Below are 18,578 nucleotides of genomic sequence, written 5' to 3'. Positions count from 1 at the left end.
ACCCCCGAGGCACCCGGGGCCCGGGGCGAGCACTCCGCTCGCCCCGGGCCCCGTTCTCGTGTCGGCCCCCGGCCCTAGGCTGACGTGGTGGCAAAGACGAAGTCGATCTACCGCTGCACCGACTGCGGGCACACCGTCGCGAAATGGGTCGGCCGCTGCCCCGACTGCGGGACGTGGGGTTCGATGGACGAGGCGCCGGCCCTGCCTGCCGCGATGGCGTCGCGGCCCGGCACCTCGCTCGCCCGCGCCGGGGCCGCGGCACTTCTCCCCACGACCCCGGCCACGCCGCTGACCCTCGTCGACAGCCGGACCACCCACGCGAAGCCCACCGGCATCGAGGAACTCGACCGGGTGCTCGGCGGCGGCGTCGTTCCCGGCTCGGTGGTGCTGCTCGCCGGGGAGCCCGGCGTCGGCAAGTCCACCCTGCTGCTCGAGGTGGTCCACCGCTGGGCGCGGCGCGGCAGCGACGACCGGGCCCTCTACGTCACCGGGGAGGAATCGGCGGGACAGGTACGGTTGCGCGCCGACCGCACGGGTTCGGTGCACGAACGCGTCTTCCTCGCCGCCGAGTCGGATCTGGCGACCATCTTCGGACACATCGAGCAGGTCAAGCCGACGCTGCTGGTGGTGGACTCCGTGCAGACGATGCTCGCCGCCGACGTGGAGGGCGTGTCCGGCGGCGTCACCCAGGTCCGGGCGGTGACCAGCGCGCTGACCTCGCTCGCCAAGGCCAGCGGCGTCCCGGTGCTGCTCATCGGGCACGTCACCAAGGACGGTGCGGTGGCGGGTCCGCGTTCGCTCGAGCATCTGGTCGACGTGGTGCTGCACTTCGAGGGCGACAAGCACTCCACCCTGCGCATGGTGCGGGGGGTGAAGAACCGCTTCGGTGCCGCCGACGAGGTGGGCTGCTTCGAACTGACCGAGGGCGGCATCGTCGGTGTCAGCGACCCGTCGGGCCTGTTCCTGCACCATCGGACCGAGGAAGTGGCCGGCACGGCCGTCACCGTCACCATGGACGGCAAGCGGCCGCTGCTCGGCGAACTGCAGGCGCTGGTGGTGCCGACGCAGAACCCCGCACCCCGGCGCGCGGTCAGCGGCCTGGATGCGGCACGGGTCGCGATGGTGCTGGCGGTACTCGAGCGGCGATGCCGGCTGCCGCTCGGCAAGTGCGACGTCTACGCCTCGACCGTCGGCGGCATGCGCATCACCGATCCGGCCGCGGACCTGGCCCTGGCCCTGGCGGTCGCGTCGGCCGCACGTGAGCGCCCTCTGCCGCCGGGCACGGTGCTGCTCGGCGAGGTCGGCCTCGCCGGCGAGGTCCGCCGGGTCACCGGGGTCGGGCGGCGCATCGCGGAGGCGGGGCGGCTCGGATTCACCCGCGCGATCGTGCCGCACGAACCCGCGGCGGCCCCGGTGGGTGGCCGCACGTCGCGGTCCCCGGCCTCCGCCGGGGATCCGATCGAGGTCGGCAACGTCGGCCAGGCGCTCGCCGCGCTGGGCATGTAGACGTGTCGGAACCGGATGCGAACATGTGTTCGTGTCCGGTCACGCGACCATCCTGCACGCCGATCTCGACTCGTTCTACGCATCCGTCGAGCAGCGCGACGACCCGGGCCTGCGCGGCCGGCCCGTGATCGTGGGCGGGGGTGGCGTCGTACTCGCCGCAAGTTACGAGGCCAAGGCCTGCGGCGTCGCGACGGCCATGCCCGGGCGCGCCGCCCGCGCTCTGTGCCCGGCGGCGATCGTCGTTCCTCCGCGCATGCACGCGTATGCGCAGGCCAGCCGCGCCGTGTTCACGGTATTCGAGCAGACCACGCCGCTCGTCGAGGCCGTTTCCATCGACGAGGCCTTCCTCGACGTCGCCGGGCTGTGGCGAATCGGCGGCACCCCGGCCGACATCGCGGCCCGGCTGCGGCGCGACGTCGCCGAACAGGTGGGGCTGCCGATCACGGTGGGGGTGGCCCGGACCAAGTTCCTCGCGAAGGTCGCGAGCGGCGTCGCCAAGCCGGACGGGCTGCTGGTGGTGCCTCCCGACCGGGAACTCGAGTTCCTCCACCCGCTGCCTGTCGAACGCCTGTGGGGCGTCGGCAAGGTCACCGCCGCGACCCTGCACGCGCACGGCATCCGTCGCGTGGCCGACCTGGCGCAGGAGAGCGAGGTCGAGCTCGTCGCCCTGCTCGGCACGTCCATGGGACGTCACCTGCATGCGCTCGCCCACGGGCACGATCCGAGACCGGTCCGCCCCCACCACCGGCGCCGGTCCATGGGCGCGCAGCACGCCCTCGGCCGGCCCCGCAGCGCCGCCGGACACGATCCCGAGAAGGTCGACGGGACGCTGCGGATGCTGGTGGAACGGGTCACCGGCCGCATGCGCGCGGCCGGGCGGCCCGGTCGCACCGTGGTGCTGCGCCTGCGCTTCGCCGACTACACGCGGGTGACGCGGTCGCACACGCTGCGCGGACCCACCGCCCGGACGGACGTCGTCCTCGGCGCCGCGCGGGAACTGCTGGCGCAAGCGGGGCCGCTGGTCGCCGATCGGGGGCTGACCCTGATCGGCGTGGCCGTGTCGAATCTCGACTCCGCGGACACCGAACAGCTCGAGCTGCCGTTCGACGAACCGGCCTCCGACGGTGCGGCGGCCGGCCATCCGCCCGTCGACCGCCACGCGTTGGACGTCGTGCTCGACGACGTGCACGGCCGGTTCGGCACGAGGGCGCTCACGTCGGCCTCGCTGCTCGGCCGGCGTCCGCACCCGGCCGTGCCCCTCCTGCCGGAGTGACCGGGGCGGCTACACGGACGAGGTGCCGTGCGGCGACCTGGGTATCCCGTCGACGAAGTCCTTGGCCCTGTCGAAGTGCTGCGCGCCGACGGTGAGGAACAACCCGCGCGACGTCGCGACGACGACGTCCGGGTCGGCGAACGGTCCCTCGACGATGCGGGCCTCCGCGCTGGTGTACACCTTGCGGCGCACCGTCCCGTCGATCCGGGCGCGCAGCTCGAGCACCGACCCGAGCGGGATAGGCTTGGCGAAGTCGATCTGCAGGTGGCCGGTGACGACGGGCCGGCGCAGCACCATGCATGCCATGCCCTGCGCCTCGTCGAACGCCGTGCTCAGGATCCCGCCGTGGATGAAGCCGGGACCGCCCTGGTAGCGGTTCGCGACGTCGAGCATGCCGGTGATCTCGAGACCCTCGCCGAACGTGAACTGCATCGCCATTCCCGCGGGCTGGTCGTCGCCGCAGCCGAAGCACTTGCTCCAATGGGACGGAATCGGCGCGCCTGCCCCGGGATGGTCGTCGGGAAGCTTGGGAAGGGTGAGGTCGTCGGGCAGGGTCCAGGTACCGCTCATGGGGCAGTAATCTAGTCGGCGGTTCGGTCGGCTCCACCCGGCGGACCGACACGAAGTGACGTTCGCCGCACCGGCCGGACACGGGAAGGATCCATCGATGACCGATGTGGCACCGTCCGTGACGCTGCGCGAGACCATCGCCCGGCTCGCGCCCGGCACCGCCCTGCGCGACGGACTCGAGCGCATCCTGCGCGGCCGCACCGGAGGCCTGATCGTTCTCGGGTTCGACGACGACGTGGCAGCGCTGTGCGACGGCGGCTTCGAGCTGGACGTGGAGTTCGCCCCCACCCGGCTGCGGGAGCTGTCGAAGATGGACGGAGCGGTCGTGGTGTCCACCGACGGCGGCCGCATCGTCAGGGCCAACGTGCAGCTGGTACCCGATCACCGGATCCCCACCGTCGAATCCGGCACGCGGCACCGCGCCGCCGAGCGCACCGCGATCCAGACGGGCTACCCGGTGGTGTCGGTGAGCCAGTCGATGAGCATCGTGACCGTCTACGTCGACGGCCAGCGGCACGTGATCAACGATTCGGCGACCATTCTCTCCCGCGCCAACCAGGCCGTCGCGACGCTCGAGCGCTACAAGTCGCGGCTGGACGAGGTCACCCGGCAGCTGTCGGTGGTGGAGATCGAGGACTTCGTGACGCTGCGCGACGCGCTCACCGTCGCGCAGCGGCTCGAGATGGTGCGCCGCGTCTCGGTGGAGATCGAACAGGAGGTGCTCGAACTGGGCACCGACGGGCGGCAGCTGGCACTGCAGCTCGAGGAGCTGGTGGGCGACAACGACCTGGCCCGGCAGCTGATCGTGCGGGACTATCTGGCCGGCACCGAGGCGCCGCAGCTCGTCGCGGTCGAGCAGACCCTCGCCGCGCTGGACCGGCTCACCGACGTCGATCTGCTGGATCTGACGACGTTGGCGCGCGTGTTCGGATATCCGGGCACGATCGAGGCGCTGGACGCGGCGACGAGTCCGCGCGGTTACCGCGTGCTGCATCGGGTGCCGCGGCTGCAGTCGTCGCAGATCCATCGGCTGGTCGGCTCGTTCGGGAGCCTGCAGGGCCTGCTGGCGGCGACGGCGGCGGACCTGCAGTCCGTGGAGGGCATCGGCGGGCTGTGGGCCCGCTACATCCGCGAAGGGCTGTCGCGGTTGGCGGAATCGTCCATCAGCGGCCCGTACGACTGATCCGCGAGCACGGCGGCGCGCCGGTCGGGCGGTGTCGGCCGGTCAGGCGATGTTGAACGGCTCCGGCGTGCTGCGCAGGCCCCCGAGCTGGCCGACCACCGTGTAGGCCCCGGCCGGAACCCGCTCCCGCGGCGCCTGGCAACCGGGCTCGGAGGTCGTTCCGGACCACTTCACCGCGAAGGCGGCCTGGTCACCCGGGGCCAGCTTGCGCACATCGGCGGTGGACTCGGGGAAGCAGTCGGTGTTCGCCCACAACCGCCGGCTGCCGTCGAGCGAGTAGACCAGCACCTGCTGCAGGCCCGCGCCGAGGTCGCGCTCGCAGGCGGCCGTGCCGATGTTCGTGATGACGATGGTGAACTCGGGCTCCTCGCCCACCTGGTAGTTGGGCCGGTCCGCGGTCACCCGCACGGCGAGCGACTGGTCCGGGCACTGCCCGGCCGCGACGGCGGACGCACTCGCCGCCGCGGAACTCGAGGACCCGGCGGACCCCGACGTCGTGCTCGACTGCGACGACCCCGACTGCGACGACCCCGAATCGGAGCCTCCGGAGGACCCGCCGGGGCCGACGGCGGCGACGCCGTCGGCCTCCTCGCTCCCGGTGCTGCTGGTGGGTGTGCGGGTGGTGCTGGTCTCGGACGTCAGGACGCCGGCGGCCGCCGGGTCGGGCTCGGGGTCGTCGCCCCCGCCGGTCAGGGACAGGACGAGCCACACGACGAGCGCGAGCACGACCGCGCCGACACCCACGGCGAGCGCGCGTCGACGCCAGTAGATCTCGGGGGGCAGCGGCCCGGTCGGTTCAAGCACGCCTCACACGGTATGTGCCACCGGCGAGGCGTCGCCGCACCGAAGTCGGCGTGTCGCGTCAGTCGACGGTCACACCGATGTCGCCGACGTGTCCCTGCAACTGGACGTGACCGTCGGAGAGCTTGTAGGTCACGCCCGCGATGGCGCACTGTCCCTTGGCGATGCGCTCGGCGATGATCTGGGACCGCTGGCTGAGCAGCTTCCCGGTCTCCACCACGTGGCGGCCCTCGAGCTCGTCGACCGTGGACAGCCCGTCGTTGCGGCCCATGAGAATCGACGGCGCGACGCGCTCGACGATGTCCCGGATGAATCCCGGCGGGATGTCTCCCTTGTCGAGGGCGTCCAGGGTGGCCTTGACCGCGCCGCAGCTGTCGTGACCGAGCACGACGATCAACGGCACGTTCAGCACGCCGACCGCGTACTCGATCGAACCGAGCACCGCGCTGTCGATCACGTGTCCGGCGGTGCGCACGACGAACATGTCGCCGAGGCCCTGGTCGAAGATGATCTCGGCGGCCACCCGCGAGTCGCCGCATCCGAAGAGCACCGCGATGGGGTGCTGCTCGTTGACGAGGGTGGCACGGTGGTCGATGCCCTGGCTGGGGTGCAGCGGGGTACCACTGACGAACCGCTGGTTACCCTCGGTCAGGGCCTTCCACGCGGATATGGGGTTGGAGTTAGGCATAAGGGCATTATCCATCCCTTACTGTGACGCATCCCGCTCGGTGGAGTTACCGCGGGGCTAAATCGGGCCGACAACGGGACGGGAGGATGTGAGAGATGCCGGTCGACGCGACCGCCCTGCTGCGCTGGTACGCCGCCGAGGCGAGGGATCTGCCGTGGCGCGAGGAGGGCGTCACCGGGTGGCAGATCCTGATGAGCGAGGTGATGCTGCAGCAGACGCCGGTGGCCCGCGTGGCACCGATCTGGCTGGAGTGGGTGCAGCGGTGGCCGGTGCCGTCGATGATGGCCGCGACGAGCCAGGCCGACGTCCTGCGCGCCTGGGGCAGGCTCGGATATCCGCGCCGGGCGCTGCGGCTGCACGAGTGCGCCGGGGTCCTGGCCACCGAGCACGGCGACGTGGTCCCTGCCGACGTGGACGTGCTGCTGTCGCTGCCGGGCATCGGCGCGTACACGGCGCGGGCGGTCGCCTGCTTCGCGTACGGCCGGCGCGTCCCGGTGGTGGACACGAACGTCCGTCGCGTCGTCGCGCGGGCGGTGCACGGTGCCGCCGAACCCGGTAATCCGTCGGTCACCCGGGACCTGGCCGACGTCGAATTGCTCCTGCCGCGAACCCGCGAGCGGGCGGCGACGTTCTCCGCAGCCCTGATGGAACTCGGTGCGACCATCTGCACGGCCCGCTCGCCCGACTGCGCCCGGTGCCCGCTGCCGCGGTGCGCATGGGTGGAGGCCGGCCGGCCGGCCCACGACGGCCCGCCGCGACGGGTGCAGAAGTTCACGGGCACCGACCGTCAGGTGCGGGGCAAGCTCATGGCCGTACTGCGCGAGAGCGACGTCCCGGTCGAGCGGCCGGTGCTGGACCGGGTGTGGCTCACGGATCCGGGGCAGCGCGACCGGGCGCTGCACTCGCTGCTCGTGGACGGTCTCGTGGAGCAGACCGACGACGGACGTTTCGCGCTCGCCGGCGAAGGCCTCGCCGGCCAGGCGTGATCAGGCGAGGGTACGGAGGAATCGTTCGACCTCGGCGCGGTATTCGTCGGGGCGTTCGTCGTGCACCAGGTGCCCTGCGCCCGGAATCCGGGCGTACCGGGCCCCGGGGTGCTCGTCGGCCATCCGCCGCATTTGTCCTTCCGGGGTGATGGTGAACTCCCCCTCGACGAGCAGGGCAGGCACCGAGATCGACCGCCACTGGCCCCAGAAGTGCCGGGCGCCCCACTCCTCGGAGATGTCGCGGAAGGTGGCCACCTCGCCGTGCAGGTACCAGCCGTCGGCCCGATGCTCGAAGGAGTCGAGGAAGTACCGGCCGGCGACGTCGCCGAAGTAGCCGACGACCGCCCCCTCGTCCGGGAACGGCTGCGGCCACCGCGCGATCATCGCGGCCCAGTCCGCCGCGGTGCGGCCCCGGAAGTCGGGGGCCATGTCCTCGACGACGAGCGCGGCCACCCGGTCGGGGTGCGCGGCGGCGAAGCACCACCCGTGCAGGGCGCCCATCGAGTGCCCGATCACCACCAGCGGTTCACCGATGCCGTCGAGGTGCGCGGCGAGGTCTGCGACGAACGCCTCGGTGGTGAGCCGATCCGGGGCGGGACGGCCGTGGCCGGCGGCGTCGAAGGTGTGGACGTGGCCGTGCGCGCGCAGCCACGGCAACTGCCGGCGCCACGTGCGGGAGCTGCCCATCAGGCCGTGCAGCAGCAGGATCGGCCGCCCGGAACCACCTTCGTCGTGCAACACAAACCAACGGTACAAGACCCCCCATCCTTCCAGGGCCCCGGCAAAGTCATGTATTGCATGTCAGATGGTGTGAAGTAGGTCGATAGGCCTGTCCGGGTTGCGGCTGTGGTGGCGTAGGGCGGCGGCGATGCTGGTCTGGCCGGCCAAGCGGAGGACACTGACGACGGTGTTCCGGATCGTGGCCATGACTTGTGGTCCGGTGCCGGTGCGGATAGTGGAGCCCGAGTTGGCTCATTTCGTTAGTGCGTGAGTTCAGGACCCGAAAGCCGGTCGAGCAGAGCCTGCATGTCGGCGTCGACCTCGGGTGGGAAGGTGTGCCGGGTTCCGTTGATCGCGATCGTCGCCGATCGCAGCGGCCGCAACAGCTTGACGACCTTGCCGATCGCGAGCCCACTACGTTCCTGCACCACCCGCGAGACGGCCAACGCCGCGAACACGACCGTCAGGTGTGCCTCGATCGCGTCCTTGGTGCGGTGAAAGATCGGCCGTGCCCGTAGGTCCGTCTTGGACATCCGAAACGACTGCTCGACATGCCACAGCTCGTGGTACTTGCCAATCACCTCGACCGGATCCATCAGCGATACGGGAAGATTGGTGACATATCCCTTCAAGCCCACGAGCATCCGCGCCCGCTCGAGCGACGCTGTATCCAGCCGCCGGCCCTTCGCGGTCACCGTCACGAACCGCGTGGATTTCGGGGTGGTGTCTCCGTCGACCACCGCCCGGGCGCGGGCTTCCTGCGCGTTGAGGGTCTTCTCGTCACGAGCGGCGCGGCTGCGCGAGTACTGCCACACCGCCCGCCACGCATTCGGATGCTCGGCCTCGTTCCAGACGGGTTCGGCGCGTTTGCGGGTGTTGTCCACTATCGAGCGGCCGTGCCGCGGCGTGATCGTGTCGATGGTCTGACCGTCCTTGAAAACGTTTCCGTTCCAATGGAAATGCGAGGCAAGATCACCGGGTGCCTTCGTGACACGCGAGCCGACGATGAACTTCAGCCCGGCCCGGTCCAACGCCACCAGATTCGCCGCGGACAGCATCCCGGCGTCCGCGGCCACGACCATCTCGACCCCCTCCAGATCGTGGCGGGCTTGGAACTGCCGCACGATCGGCACGATCGTGTGGGTTTCGGCCGAGTTGCCTTCGTAGCATCCGATCTCGAGCGGGAAACCGGTGCGATCCACCAGCAACCCCACGACGATCTGCGGATCGACCCGGCGTTCCTTCGAGTACCCGACTTCCCGCAGGTCATCTTCCTTTTCGGCCTCGAAGTACAGGGTCGTCACGTCGTACAACAACAGGCTCAGACCGCCCGTTTCGGCGGCGTGGGCGAAGCACTGCTCGGCGATTCTGTCGCGGTACGCGCCGGTGATGACCTGCTTCATGTGCCGTTTGATCGTGGCGTAGCTCGGCGGGTCGGCGCCGAGATCCTGCAGGACCCGGCCGGCGTCGAGTTTCGACCCGGGTTCGACGATCCGGGCAACCACCAGATCGCGGAACACCGCATCGTCGACGATCCCGAAGCCGAGCTGCTCATACACCTCGGTCAACACCTGGCGCAGCAGCACCGACCCGGTCGATTCGGTGCATCCCGGCGCATCGACCTTCGCGGGTCCGGGTGCCGGCTCGAGCAGCGCACTCTGCCCGGTGACCAGGGGATTCTCGATCGGAACCTGCGGAGTGACGCCCAGGTCGAGGGCCTGTTGATCGGGTTCGAGCCAGGCCCGGGCCCGTTCGAGAAGCATTCCGAGTTCGAGGTCGGTGTGGGCGGAGCCGATGTGTTTGACGATCTCCTGCCGGCCGCCCACATATCGGGCGATCTGCACGGCCGTGGCCCCGGACTTGGTGCGCACCTTCCTGACGAACGCCACTCGCCGAGCCTAAAACCCGCGCTGTTAGTGCGTGAAATCAGGCCGATCCCGACGAGAACCCGCAGGTCACAGACGTGAGTAGTCATTCACCTGGAAATCGTGAGCCAACTCGGGTGGAGCGGTCTTCGTCGAAGGTAACGTCACGCACCCAGTGGAGGCGGTTCTCGATGCCCCAGTGCCCGCGGATCCAGTCGGCGACCTGCGACGGAGCAGCACCGGTCATGGGCATGGAGGTGATCAGGTAGACGACCTCGACGGTCTTGCGACCATTTTTCCTGGTGACGGTGCGGCGGACCTGCAGGACCTGGGTGGCGTGCGGGAAGCCGAGACCGGCGGCGACTTCGGTGGCCTTGATCGTGCGCCGCTCACGCCGCCCGTGCCCACGCCCGAGAGTCGAGGTGGAGGCAGGGATCTTGTTCCACGGCAACACTTTCAACCTGTCCTTCAGGAGGGGCTGGTTGTTCTTGACGGTGAACACGTAGTGCCCGCCGCGGCCCACGATGTAGTCGGCGGTGGCCCGCTGACAGTGCAGGGCGTCCGCGGTGACCACGACATCGGTGAGGTCGAGAGGGTCGAGCAAGTCGGTGATCGGCGGGATCTCGTTCGTCTTCGTGCCGACCTCGACCTGCCCGAGCACCACCCCGCTGCCCTGGTCGAGAGCGGCGAGCAGATGTGTCAGATGCCCGGCCGTGTCCTTCGCTCCCCGCAACGTCTTTCCGTCCACCGCGATCACCCGTCGTCCGTTGATCACCCGGGTCCGCAGCCACGCCCAGGCACCGATGACCTGGTCCAACACGGCGGCGTCGAGGCGGGCGAGGGTGCGGCGGATCGTCGATTCCGACGGCGGCCGGCCCTCGATCCCCAGCCGGCCCAGTGCTTCGGCCGGCGCATCGTGAACCCATTCGGCGATCGCGGTGAACGAGCGCGCCCCCGCGCACACCGCGGACAGTGCCACCGCCAGAATCGCCGCGAGTCGGTGTCGGACCCCGCGCCGTGCCCGGGGATCGGGCACCTGGTCGAGGACTTCGAGGATCCCGGTGTCCGGCACCGGAACGGGCATGGGAGAAGATGGGGTTGCGGGCACGACTCGTTCCTGGTTGTGGTGCTGGTGTAGGAACTTGAATCATCACCGAGACGGTCGTGCCCGCTCCAATCCACGCTCGCCGTCCAGCATCATCTCACCCTGAAACCGCAGATCAGCGGGCATAACACACGACTTTGCCGGGGCCCTGCCCATCCTTCTCTCTGCGCTAAGGAGCAACGCGCCCAGAAATCCCGACCCTCGTGCCGCCCGCGCTCGAATTCGACTATTGCGAACCAATCGCCCACCTGCGAAGCTCCTTCCATGATTGACCCACATGAGAGCCCTCAGGAATTTGAAGAGCGCGGACTTAAACTCGCACGCTCACTGCATAACCCTAACGAGACACAGGGCGCAGTCATGTACAGGGGTCGCGAAAGGGATGGCCTTTTCATATCCGAAGACGCAATAAATGCGTACGAGTTTACAATGGACACCCGCAAGGCGAAGGCCGAGAAAGATGCGGAAAAGCTGCGAGAAATACTTGAAGACCTTCACAATGAACCTAACCACCGATATAAGGCACCCACCGGTTGGTTTGTAACTCGCCATGAGCCGACAGCGGAACAGAGGACAACTGTTCAGCGGGTATCAAAACAAAGCGGAATAAATATTCATGCAATCAGCATCTCCACACTCCAGAACAGACTATGCAATTCCGATGAATACCTACGTTGCCGCGACGCCGCCACGTTTGGGAGCACATCCTACTCGTCGGAAGTCGCGCAGGTATCAGAGTCGGTCAAGGTCGAATTTGAAGGCACAGGGACACGTCTATCCAATGAAGAGTTGAGCAAACAACTCATTGCCGGGAAGCGAGCTTTGATTGTAGGAGATTTCGGCGTAGGAAAAAGCCACGCTTTACGCGAGATATATCGGCTGATCCGGAAAGAGCACTTTAGAAGAAAGCGGCTGACCCCTTTCCCTGTACACATAAACCTTCGGGATTGCATTGGATTGAAATCCCCAGCGGAAATACTACGTAGGCACTCGGAGGACATTGGATTCGGCAACGATCGGAGCCTAATATCGGCCTGGCGCGCAGGAGCATGCGTTCTCTTACTTGATGGATTCGATGAAATTGTTCCAACTAGATGGATGGGCAGTGCAGGCGATTTAAAAAATGTCCGCTGGGAGGCGCTGGCGCCGATTCGACGACTTGTGGAAGAAACTCCCCACGGAACAGGAATCGCTGTCTGTGGGCGAGCGCACTACTTCTCCTCAAAGTCGGAAATGATGGATACCCTAGGATTCAATTCAATGTCAGAAATCCTCACTCTGCATGACTTCTCACAGGAACAGATAACTCAATACCTGCGGGCAGCAGGCGTGAGAGCAGATATCCCGGAGTGGATACCTGGACGGCCTCTATTAATCGGTTACCTCGTCTCTAGCCAGAGTCTTATACCGGAGGATGGCGCTGAGATCGCCGGCGAGGCCGAATCGTGGCGCCTCTTTTTCACCTCAATCTGCGAGCGCGAGGCCCGGATGTTCACAGCGGTCCGTCCCGCTGTCATTAAGAGCATCCTCGCCCGAGTTGCCACACTCGTAAGGGAGCAGAGCACCGCGACCGGTCCAATAGGAATGCCATTAATGGAGGAGGCGTTCGTCGCGGTCAATAACCGACGTCCGGACGAGGAGGGAATTCAGCTGCTTCTTCGCCTTCCAGGACTGGCAACAGTTGAAGGCACTACGGGAAGTGCAAACGAAGAGCGCTATTTCGTCGATGCAAACCTAGCTGAGACTGCCTACGGCGAAGATCTCGCGGAGTACATATCCAACTACTACAACGACCATCCATTAAAGAGGGTCTCCTCTTGGCTCTACTCAGCAGGGCGACTCGGCACCGAGGTAGCGGCACTCGCACTTGAAGAGAGAAGGATTCCCCTCAAACAAGTACTTCAAACTGCCGACCAACGTCAGAATGAAGGTCAATTCGATGCGGTGCTGTGCGATATTCTGCAATGCGCCTCCAAGTTGGACGACTCGGCGAGTCCCAATTCCCGAAAAACCTATACGATAGAGGGAGTCGCGATTGAGCACTTAGAGGCAAATTCAGATGCCATATCAGGCAATATTATTTACAAAGACTGCCTGATCCAGCATTTCGATATCTCGGCCGCCGAGGAAGGTTCCACCTTCTCACACTTCCAGAGCTGCATATTTGGATATATTGAAGGCGCCGCGTCGCTCCCGTCCTGGGTGGTGGAGAATTTTCAGGACTGCACATTCGAGGAGTTCTCGAATACGTCAAGCACTACCGCCGGAATCCTGCAACTCGATATCAACCCCCGGCTTCGAGTCGCCCTAACAATCTTGAAGAAAATATACGCCCAGCGTGGATCTGGAAGAAAAGCAGGCGCTCTACGACGCGGCCTCGACCAGGCTAGCCAGTTGCTTGTGCCAGAAGTTCTTTCCGCTCTCCAGACGGACGGTCTGGTTACCCGAAGTTCATCAAGCCGAAATATTGTGTATTTACCAGTAAAGAGCAGACGAGGGGAGGTCCTGAAGGCATTGGAGAAGCCGGGCGATTTCCGTCTTAATCCTTGAATTGACGGATGGCTGCACGAATCGAACAAATCATCAAGGCTCTTTTGGAGATACGTTAAGCGGAATTGAACAAGAAGGAGGATGAGCGGCGCCCTGGCGGGCGTGACTTCGGGTACGCTCGCCGCCATGGCAGTGGTGAAGATCAATGCAATCGAGGTCCCCGAGGGCGCGGGCCCGGAACTGGAGACGCGCTTCGCGCACCGCGCGCACACCGTGGAGAACTCGCCGGGCTTCCTCGGTTTCCAGCTCCTGCGGCCGGTGCAGGGCGAGACGCGCTACTTCGTGGTGACCCAGTGGGAGTCGGAGGAGGCGTTCGCGGCATGGCGGGACGGCCCGGCCCGGCAGGCGCACGCCGGTGAGGCGAAGCGGCCGGTCGCGTCGGGGGCGTCGCTGCTCGAATTCGAGGTCGTGCTCGACGTCAAGGCCGCCGGCGAGGACACCGATCAGGGCTGAGCGCGCCGCCGTGAACGCGCAGCGCTCGTTCAACTACCCGCACGTCGGCGCCACGCGCGGCAGGGTTCCGGCAGGGTTCCGGCACGCGCACCTCACCCGCCGCCTCGGCTCGGGCGACGTCGCGTTCCGCACCGCCGTTCGGGCACTGGAAAGCTGGAACATGCAGCGGCATGCGGGGTTTCGCGTCGATGCGAATACTCCGCGGCCGCGGGCGGGGCTGGAGGTACGGCTGGATCCACGGTTCGGTCCGGCGCGCTGGGATGCGTGGTGCCGCGTGGTCTACGTCGTCGACGAGCCGGATCGCCGCGGTTTCGCGTACGGCACCCTCGACGGTCACCCCGTCAGCGGTGAGGAGGCGTTCGTCGTCGAGCGACGGCCCGACGGCGCGGTGTTCGGCCACATCAGCGCCGTCTCCCGCCCCGGCCGATGGTTCACCCGCCTCGGCGCGCCGGTCCTGCCGCTCGCTCAGCGGTGGATGATGGGCCGCTACCTCGACGCGCTCGCCGGACGGTGACCCACACCGCGGGTGCGCGGGTGCCGGGGACGACACGGTCGTCGCCGCAGCGGGTGCGCACCCGCGGTGGTGGAATCGCTCAGGATTCGAGTGCCGCGTCGAGCGTGATGTCCACCCCGGTCAGTGCCTTGCTGACCGGGCAGCCCTCCTTGGCCCCCTGCGCGGCCTTCGCGAACCCGTCGGCATCGAGGCCGTCGACCTCGCCGCGCACCGTCAGCTTGATGCCGGTGAGCCGGAAACCGCCGTCCGGGTCGGGGCCGAGCGAGACGTCGGCCGTGACGTCGAGGCTCTGCGGCGTGCCGCCGGCCTCGGCGATCAGCGCCGAGAGCTGCATCGCGTAGCACGACGAGTGTGCCGCGGCGATGAGCTCCTCCGGACTGGTGGTGCCACCGGCGTCCTCGGCGGCCCGCTTGGGGAACGAGACGTCGAACGTGGCGCGGCCGGAGCTGGTGAGTTCGACTTGTCCGGCGCCGTCCTGCAGGCCACCGTTCCAGGCGGTGCGAGCGGTACGTGTGGGCATCGATCGGTCCCTTCGTCGTGGGGTGTCCTCCCCCGCCGAACCTACGCCACGTCGCGCGGCCCGGCTCCGGTTCTGCACGGCGGCGGGCCGCCCCTCTGCACGGCGGCGGGCCGCCCCTGCTGCACGGCGGCGGGCCGCGCCCGCTAGGTTCGCGGGTGTGTTCACCCGGCCGACGCTGCGCCGCGAGTCGCGGCTGTTCGTCATCGGCTCCGCCCTGTTCGCCGCCGGTTCCGGCGGCGTGCTCGTCCTCCCCGCCGCCACCTCGAATCTGCTCTACTTCGTGGGCTCGTGGTTCTTCACCGCGGCAGCGACCGTGCAACTGCTGCTGACGCACCGCCCGCCCGCGGCGACGCGCGTGGACCGGTACGACTGGTGGTCGGCCGCGGTGCAGTGGGCGGGCACACTCGCGTTCAACGTGAGCACCGGATTCGCGCTCGTCGCCGGCCTGACGGCGTCGGAGGAGCGGAACCTGGTGTGGCGGCCCGACGCCGTCGGGTCGGTGTGCTTCCTCGTCAGCAGCGCACTGGCGGTGGTGGCCACCACCGACACCGATGCGCTGTGGGATCCGCACGCCCGCAACTGGCGCAGCACGTGGCTGAACATGCTCGGTTCGCTCGCATTCGGCGCCTCGGCCGTCGGCGCCCACATCGATCCGGCCGGCGAAACACTCGCGCCGCGGCTCGCGGACCTCGGCACGTTCGTCGGGGCGGTGTGCTTCCTCGTCGCGGCGCTGTGGATGCGGCCCGCCGATCCGCCGGAACCGCATCGCACGTGAAGGCCCCGGGTCTCGGCAGGAGACCGGCGGGAGTGGTCCAATGGTTCCGTGGTCACGGGTGGCGACCGGGCGCGAGTCGAGGTACTCGGCCCGCTCCGCGTGCTGGATGCGGATCGGCGCGACATCACTCCCGACGGGCTGCTGCAGCGACGCCTGCTGGCACTGCTGGTGCTCCGGCGGGGCCGGGTGGTGCCGGCGCACTCCGCCGTCGATGCCCTGTGGCCGTCCAGGCGACCGGCGGATCCGGCCGCCGCCCTGCAGAACCACATGTTCCGGCTTCGCCGTGGTCTGCCCGACGGCCTGATCGAGTCCGTCGGTGAGGGCTATCGGCTCGATCCGGCCGGTGTCGAGGTCGACGCCGACCGGCTCGTGGTGGCCCTGAGCGCGGGGGCGACGGGGGGTGCGGGCGTGTCGGCCGAGATCGACGCCGCGCTCGCGCGCTGGCAGGGCCCCGCCTACCCCGAACTCGACGAGGTGGACGAGGCCCGGGCCGAGGCGACGCGGCTGGAGGAGCTGCGTTCCCGGGCCCACGAGGTCCGGGCCGAGGTGCGGCTCGGACGGGGCGACACCGACGGCCTCGTTGCCGAACTGGTGGCGCTCGCCGACGCGCAGCCGCTGCGGGAACGGCCGCGCGCGCTGCTGATGACGGCGCTCGCGGCGACCGGACGCCGGGCCGAGGCGCTACGGGTCTACGACGACTTCCGGCGGCTGCTCGGCGACGAGCTGGGCATCGAACCGTCGCCGGCACTGGCGGCTCACCACGCGGAACTGCTCGCCGGTGCCGCCGACCGGGCGTGGGCGCCGGTGGGCCGGTTGCCGGTTCCGGCGACGTCGCTCATCGGCCGGGACGCCCTGGCGGTGGCGGTGACCGAGCTGGCGGAGTCCGGGCGCCTGGTGACCCTGGTCGGTCCGGGCGGGGTCGGCAAGACCCGGTTGCTCCTCGAGGTCGGGCACCGGCTCCGGGCCGCCCGACCGGATCGGCCGGTGGTGTTGTGCGAATTGGCCACTGCCGACCCGGACTCCGCGGTCGACGTGGCCGCCGCCGCCCTGCGGATCGACGCCCGTCCCGGCACCTCCCTCGCCGAGCGGGTGGCCGACGTGCTGGGCGACACCGAGCTCGTGCTGCTGCTCGACAACTGTGAGCACGTGCTCGATCCGATCGCCGCTGTCGTCGAACGCCTGCTCGCCACCTGCGCGCACGTGCGGATCGTGGCGACGAGCCGGGAGCGGCTCCGAGTCGTAGGCGAGCACGTCCGCCAGGTGCCGACGCTGTCGTACGACGGCGAGGACGCACCGGCCGTGCGGTTGTTCGAGGAGCGGGCGCGGGCCGTCGTCCCGGGCTTCGAGCCGGACGGGCGAGAACTCGCCTGCATCGCCGAGATCGTGCGGCGCCTGGACGGGTTGCCGTTGGCGATCGAGCTGGCAGCCGCGTGCCTGCACACCCATGAGGTCGCGGAGGTCGCCGCGGGCCTGGACCACCGCTTCGAGCTGCTGGCGTCGGGGTACCGCACGTCGCCGCGGCACGGGTCGCTGGCCGCGGCGGTGTCGTGGTCGTTCGGGCTGCTCACGGAGGATCTGCAGCGGACCTTCGCGGAACTGTCGGTGTTCTCGGGCTCGTTCGACGCGGCCGACGCCGCGGCGGTCTGCGGCACGGATCCGGGGACGGTCACCGCGGCGTTGACACACCTCGTGGAGCGCTCGCTGGTGCTGCGGATACCCGGCCGCCGGTACATGCTGCTCGAGACGCTGCGGGCGTTCGGCGCCGAACAACTCACCCGCGAGGGCCGGGTCGACCTCGTCGCGGAACGGCACGCCCGGCACCTGGCCGACTGGGTCGACCGGGCGGATTCACGACTGCTGCAGCCGGGCGAGCCGGTCCTGGCGCAGATCGATGCCGCCGTACCGGAGTTGCGCAGCGCGCTCGGCTGGTTGCTCGACCACGACGAGGTCGCGCTCGCGGGTCGTCTCGTCAATGCCCTGCTGGACTACGGGATCTTCCGGCTGCGACCGGACGTGCTGGGCTGGGCGCGGCTGGTGATCGACGCCGATCCGGAGGGCCGGAGCCCGTTCGCCGCGCGCGTGCGGGTGGTGGCCGCCTACGCGGCATGGATGTCCGGCGACGTGGCCGAGACGGGCCGGCTCAGCGCCGCTGCGTTGCGCGCCGTCGAGCGGGCGAAGACCGAGCCGGCGGCGGAGGCGATGACCGTTCGCGGGAGCTACGAGTTGTTCGAGGGGCATCTCGACGAGGCCGCCGCCTGGTACCGGCGGGCCGCCGCGGCCGCCGCGAACGACCCGGCGCAGCGGCTCATGGCGCGTGCCACCGAGCTGCTGCCGTTGGGCTATGCGGGTGACCCGGCCGCCGTCGAGCAGGCCGAGGCCCTCCTCGCCGAGGTCGCCGACGCACGCACCCCGCACGCCGCGTATGTCTGGCACTGCGCCGGGGAGGCGGACCTGGCAGTCGACGTCGAACGGGCCCGCGCGCGCTTCGCTCGGGCACTGGACATCGCGGAACAGACGAACGCCTCGTTCGTGACCGGTCTCGCCGGCGCGTCGAAGGCGTCCATCGACGCCCGGATCGGTGACCCGGCGGCCGCCGCCGACGAGTACCGGCGCCTGATCCCGCACTGGCGGCGCGCCGGGATGTGGTCGACGCAGTGGACGATGCTGCGCTCGATCGCCGGGCTTCTCGAACGCCTGGACCGCTACCGCGACGCCGCGGTGCTCGAGGGGGCCGTGCGCGCGACCGCAGCCGGTCATCGCATCTTCGGCGCCGACGAGGTGGCCCTGGACGAGCTCGGCGCGCGACTGCGCGCCGCGCTCGGCGACGACGCGTACGAGGCGGCGCGACGACACGGCGCGATGCTCGACGGCGAGGCCGCCGCCGAGCATGCGCTCCGCGCGCTGTGACCGCCCGGGAGCCGCGACCTCACCACCTGGGCTGTTCGCCGAGAATGCCGAGCAGCGACTTGCCGACGAGTTCGTGGGTGAGCGCGTCGTTGCCGGGGTGGAATCCCCCGCACCGCACGTCGCGGTAGAGGCGTTCGAGCTCGTTCCCGGTGAACATGCCGG

At 68.9% G+C, this 18,578-nt stretch carries 16 protein-coding genes; 9 read left to right on the top strand and 7 right to left on the bottom strand.

All coding sequences use genetic code 11. From position 1 onward, the window contains the following. The first annotated feature begins 87 nt into the window (after nucleotides 1-87). Nucleotides 88-1,506 (top strand): DNA repair protein RadA, encoded by a 1,419-nt coding sequence (radA, locus tag AIIKEEIJ_RS15785; RefSeq protein ID WP_161996061.1) that lies wholly within the window; start codon nucleotides 88-90, stop codon nucleotides 1,504-1,506. 25 nt (nucleotides 1,507-1,531) lie between these two features. Next, nucleotides 1,532-2,779 (top strand): DNA polymerase IV, encoded by a 1,248-nt coding sequence (dinB, locus tag AIIKEEIJ_RS15780; RefSeq protein ID WP_161996060.1) that lies wholly within the window; start codon nucleotides 1,532-1,534, stop codon nucleotides 2,777-2,779. 9 nt (nucleotides 2,780-2,788) lie between these two features. Here dinB and AIIKEEIJ_RS15775 read toward each other — a convergent pair whose 3' ends face one another. After that, nucleotides 2,789-3,349: a PaaI family thioesterase gene (locus AIIKEEIJ_RS15775; protein WP_006947909.1), complete on the bottom strand. Its 561-nt coding sequence runs from the start codon at nucleotides 3,347-3,349 to the stop codon at nucleotides 2,789-2,791. A gap of 97 nt (nucleotides 3,350-3,446) precedes the next feature. Between AIIKEEIJ_RS15775 and disA the strand changes: the two genes are divergently transcribed. Beyond that, nucleotides 3,447-4,532 (top strand): DNA integrity scanning diadenylate cyclase DisA, encoded by a 1,086-nt coding sequence (disA, locus tag AIIKEEIJ_RS15770; RefSeq protein WP_006947908.1) that lies wholly within the window; start codon nucleotides 3,447-3,449, stop codon nucleotides 4,530-4,532. Between the two features lie 42 nt (nucleotides 4,533-4,574). Here the strand turns inward: disA and AIIKEEIJ_RS15765 are convergent, their stop codons facing one another. After that, nucleotides 4,575-5,336 carry a hypothetical protein gene (locus AIIKEEIJ_RS15765; protein WP_161996059.1) on the bottom strand — a complete coding sequence of 254 codons (762 nt, stop codon included), beginning with the start codon at nucleotides 5,334-5,336 and terminating at the stop codon, nucleotides 4,575-4,577. Between the two features lie 58 nt (nucleotides 5,337-5,394). After that, nucleotides 5,395-6,021: a carbonic anhydrase gene (locus AIIKEEIJ_RS15760; protein WP_006947904.1), complete on the bottom strand. Its 627-nt coding sequence runs from the start codon at nucleotides 6,019-6,021 to the stop codon at nucleotides 5,395-5,397. Between the two features lie 95 nt (nucleotides 6,022-6,116). Between AIIKEEIJ_RS15760 and AIIKEEIJ_RS15755 the strand changes: the two genes are divergently transcribed. Beyond that, a complete protein-coding gene (locus tag AIIKEEIJ_RS15755) occupies nucleotides 6,117-7,007 on the top strand; it encodes an A/G-specific adenine glycosylase (protein ID WP_006947902.1) in 891 nt (296 codons plus the stop codon). Here AIIKEEIJ_RS15755 and AIIKEEIJ_RS15750 read toward each other — a convergent pair whose 3' ends face one another. The 3 genes from AIIKEEIJ_RS15750 to AIIKEEIJ_RS15740 all read right to left on the bottom strand — a co-directional run bounded on the left by AIIKEEIJ_RS15750 (nucleotide 7,008) and on the right by AIIKEEIJ_RS15740 (nucleotide 10,676). Beyond that, nucleotides 7,008-7,748 carry an alpha/beta fold hydrolase gene (locus tag AIIKEEIJ_RS15750; RefSeq protein WP_161996058.1) on the bottom strand — a complete coding sequence of 247 codons (741 nt, stop codon included), beginning with the start codon at nucleotides 7,746-7,748 and terminating at the stop codon, nucleotides 7,008-7,010. 239 nt (nucleotides 7,749-7,987) lie between these two features. Further along, complete coding sequence (locus AIIKEEIJ_RS15745) at nucleotides 7,988-9,616, bottom strand: IS1634 family transposase (RefSeq protein ID WP_161996057.1); 1,629 nt, start codon at nucleotides 9,614-9,616, stop codon at nucleotides 7,988-7,990. Between the two features lie 82 nt (nucleotides 9,617-9,698). Next, a complete protein-coding gene (locus tag AIIKEEIJ_RS15740) occupies nucleotides 9,699-10,676 on the bottom strand; it encodes an ISAs1 family transposase (RefSeq protein WP_238406422.1) in 978 nt (325 codons plus the stop codon). Between the two features lie 285 nt (nucleotides 10,677-10,961). On the opposite strand from AIIKEEIJ_RS15740, the gene AIIKEEIJ_RS15735 reads away from it, so the two are divergent. The 3 genes from AIIKEEIJ_RS15735 to AIIKEEIJ_RS15725 all read left to right on the top strand — a co-directional run bounded on the left by AIIKEEIJ_RS15735 (nucleotide 10,962) and on the right by AIIKEEIJ_RS15725 (nucleotide 14,214). Next, a complete protein-coding gene (locus tag AIIKEEIJ_RS15735; RefSeq protein ID WP_161996056.1) occupies nucleotides 10,962-13,247 on the top strand; it encodes an NACHT domain-containing protein in 2,286 nt (761 codons plus the stop codon). 126 nt (nucleotides 13,248-13,373) lie between these two features. Continuing rightward, nucleotides 13,374-13,700, top strand: coding sequence for an antibiotic biosynthesis monooxygenase family protein (locus AIIKEEIJ_RS15730; protein ID WP_006947900.1), 327 nt, complete (start codon nucleotides 13,374-13,376; stop codon nucleotides 13,698-13,700). Nucleotides 13,701-13,710: 10 nt separating this feature from the next. Further along, entirely contained in the window at nucleotides 13,711-14,214 is a 504-nt protein-coding gene (locus AIIKEEIJ_RS15725; protein WP_161996055.1) for a DUF1990 family protein, read from the top strand. A gap of 79 nt (nucleotides 14,215-14,293) precedes the next feature. On the opposite strand, the gene AIIKEEIJ_RS15720 is transcribed toward AIIKEEIJ_RS15725, so the two are convergent. Continuing rightward, nucleotides 14,294-14,734, bottom strand: coding sequence for an OsmC family protein (locus AIIKEEIJ_RS15720; RefSeq protein ID WP_006947898.1), 441 nt, complete (start codon nucleotides 14,732-14,734; stop codon nucleotides 14,294-14,296). A 157-nt stretch (nucleotides 14,735-14,891) separates the two neighbouring features. Here AIIKEEIJ_RS15720 and AIIKEEIJ_RS15715 point away from each other — a divergent pair, with 157 nt between their 5' ends. Both AIIKEEIJ_RS15715 and AIIKEEIJ_RS15710 read left to right on the top strand, forming a co-directional pair. After that, entirely contained in the window at nucleotides 14,892-15,509 is a 618-nt protein-coding gene (locus AIIKEEIJ_RS15715) for a YrhK family protein (RefSeq protein ID WP_006930360.1), read from the top strand. A gap of 48 nt (nucleotides 15,510-15,557) precedes the next feature. Next, a complete protein-coding gene (locus AIIKEEIJ_RS15710; protein ID WP_161996054.1) occupies nucleotides 15,558-18,416 on the top strand; it encodes a BTAD domain-containing putative transcriptional regulator in 2,859 nt (952 codons plus the stop codon). Nucleotides 18,417-18,578 lie beyond the last annotated feature (162 nt).

Source organism: Rhodococcus sp. YH1 (assembly GCF_009939605.1).
In the GTDB taxonomy this organism is placed as follows: Bacteria; Actinomycetota; Actinomycetes; order Mycobacteriales; family Mycobacteriaceae; genus Rhodococcus; species Rhodococcus aetherivorans.
The sequence above is the reverse complement of the archived record's forward strand: the minus strand, read 5'-3'. Positions and strand labels throughout refer to the sequence as shown.

Coding starts and splice junctions, on each gene's coding strand:
- AIIKEEIJ_RS15720 (WP_006947898.1), bottom strand. CDS start 14,734: ATGCCCACACGTACCGCTCGCACCGCCTGGAACGGTGGCCTGCAGGAC.
- AIIKEEIJ_RS15760 (WP_006947904.1), bottom strand. CDS start 6,021: ATGCCTAACTCCAACCCCATATCCGCGTGGAAGGCCCTGACCGAGGGT.
- AIIKEEIJ_RS15740 (WP_238406422.1), bottom strand. CDS start 10,676: ATGCCCGTTCCGGTGCCGGACACCGGGATCCTCGAAGTCCTCGACCAG.
- AIIKEEIJ_RS15730 (WP_006947900.1), top strand. CDS start 13,374: ATGGCAGTGGTGAAGATCAATGCAATCGAGGTCCCCGAGGGCGCGGGC.
- AIIKEEIJ_RS15755 (WP_006947902.1), top strand. CDS start 6,117: ATGCCGGTCGACGCGACCGCCCTGCTGCGCTGGTACGCCGCCGAGGCG.
- disA (WP_006947908.1), top strand. CDS start 3,447: ATGACCGATGTGGCACCGTCCGTGACGCTGCGCGAGACCATCGCCCGG.
- AIIKEEIJ_RS15775 (WP_006947909.1), bottom strand. CDS start 3,349: ATGAGCGGTACCTGGACCCTGCCCGACGACCTCACCCTTCCCAAGCTT.
- AIIKEEIJ_RS15735 (WP_161996056.1), top strand. CDS start 10,962: ATGATTGACCCACATGAGAGCCCTCAGGAATTTGAAGAGCGCGGACTT.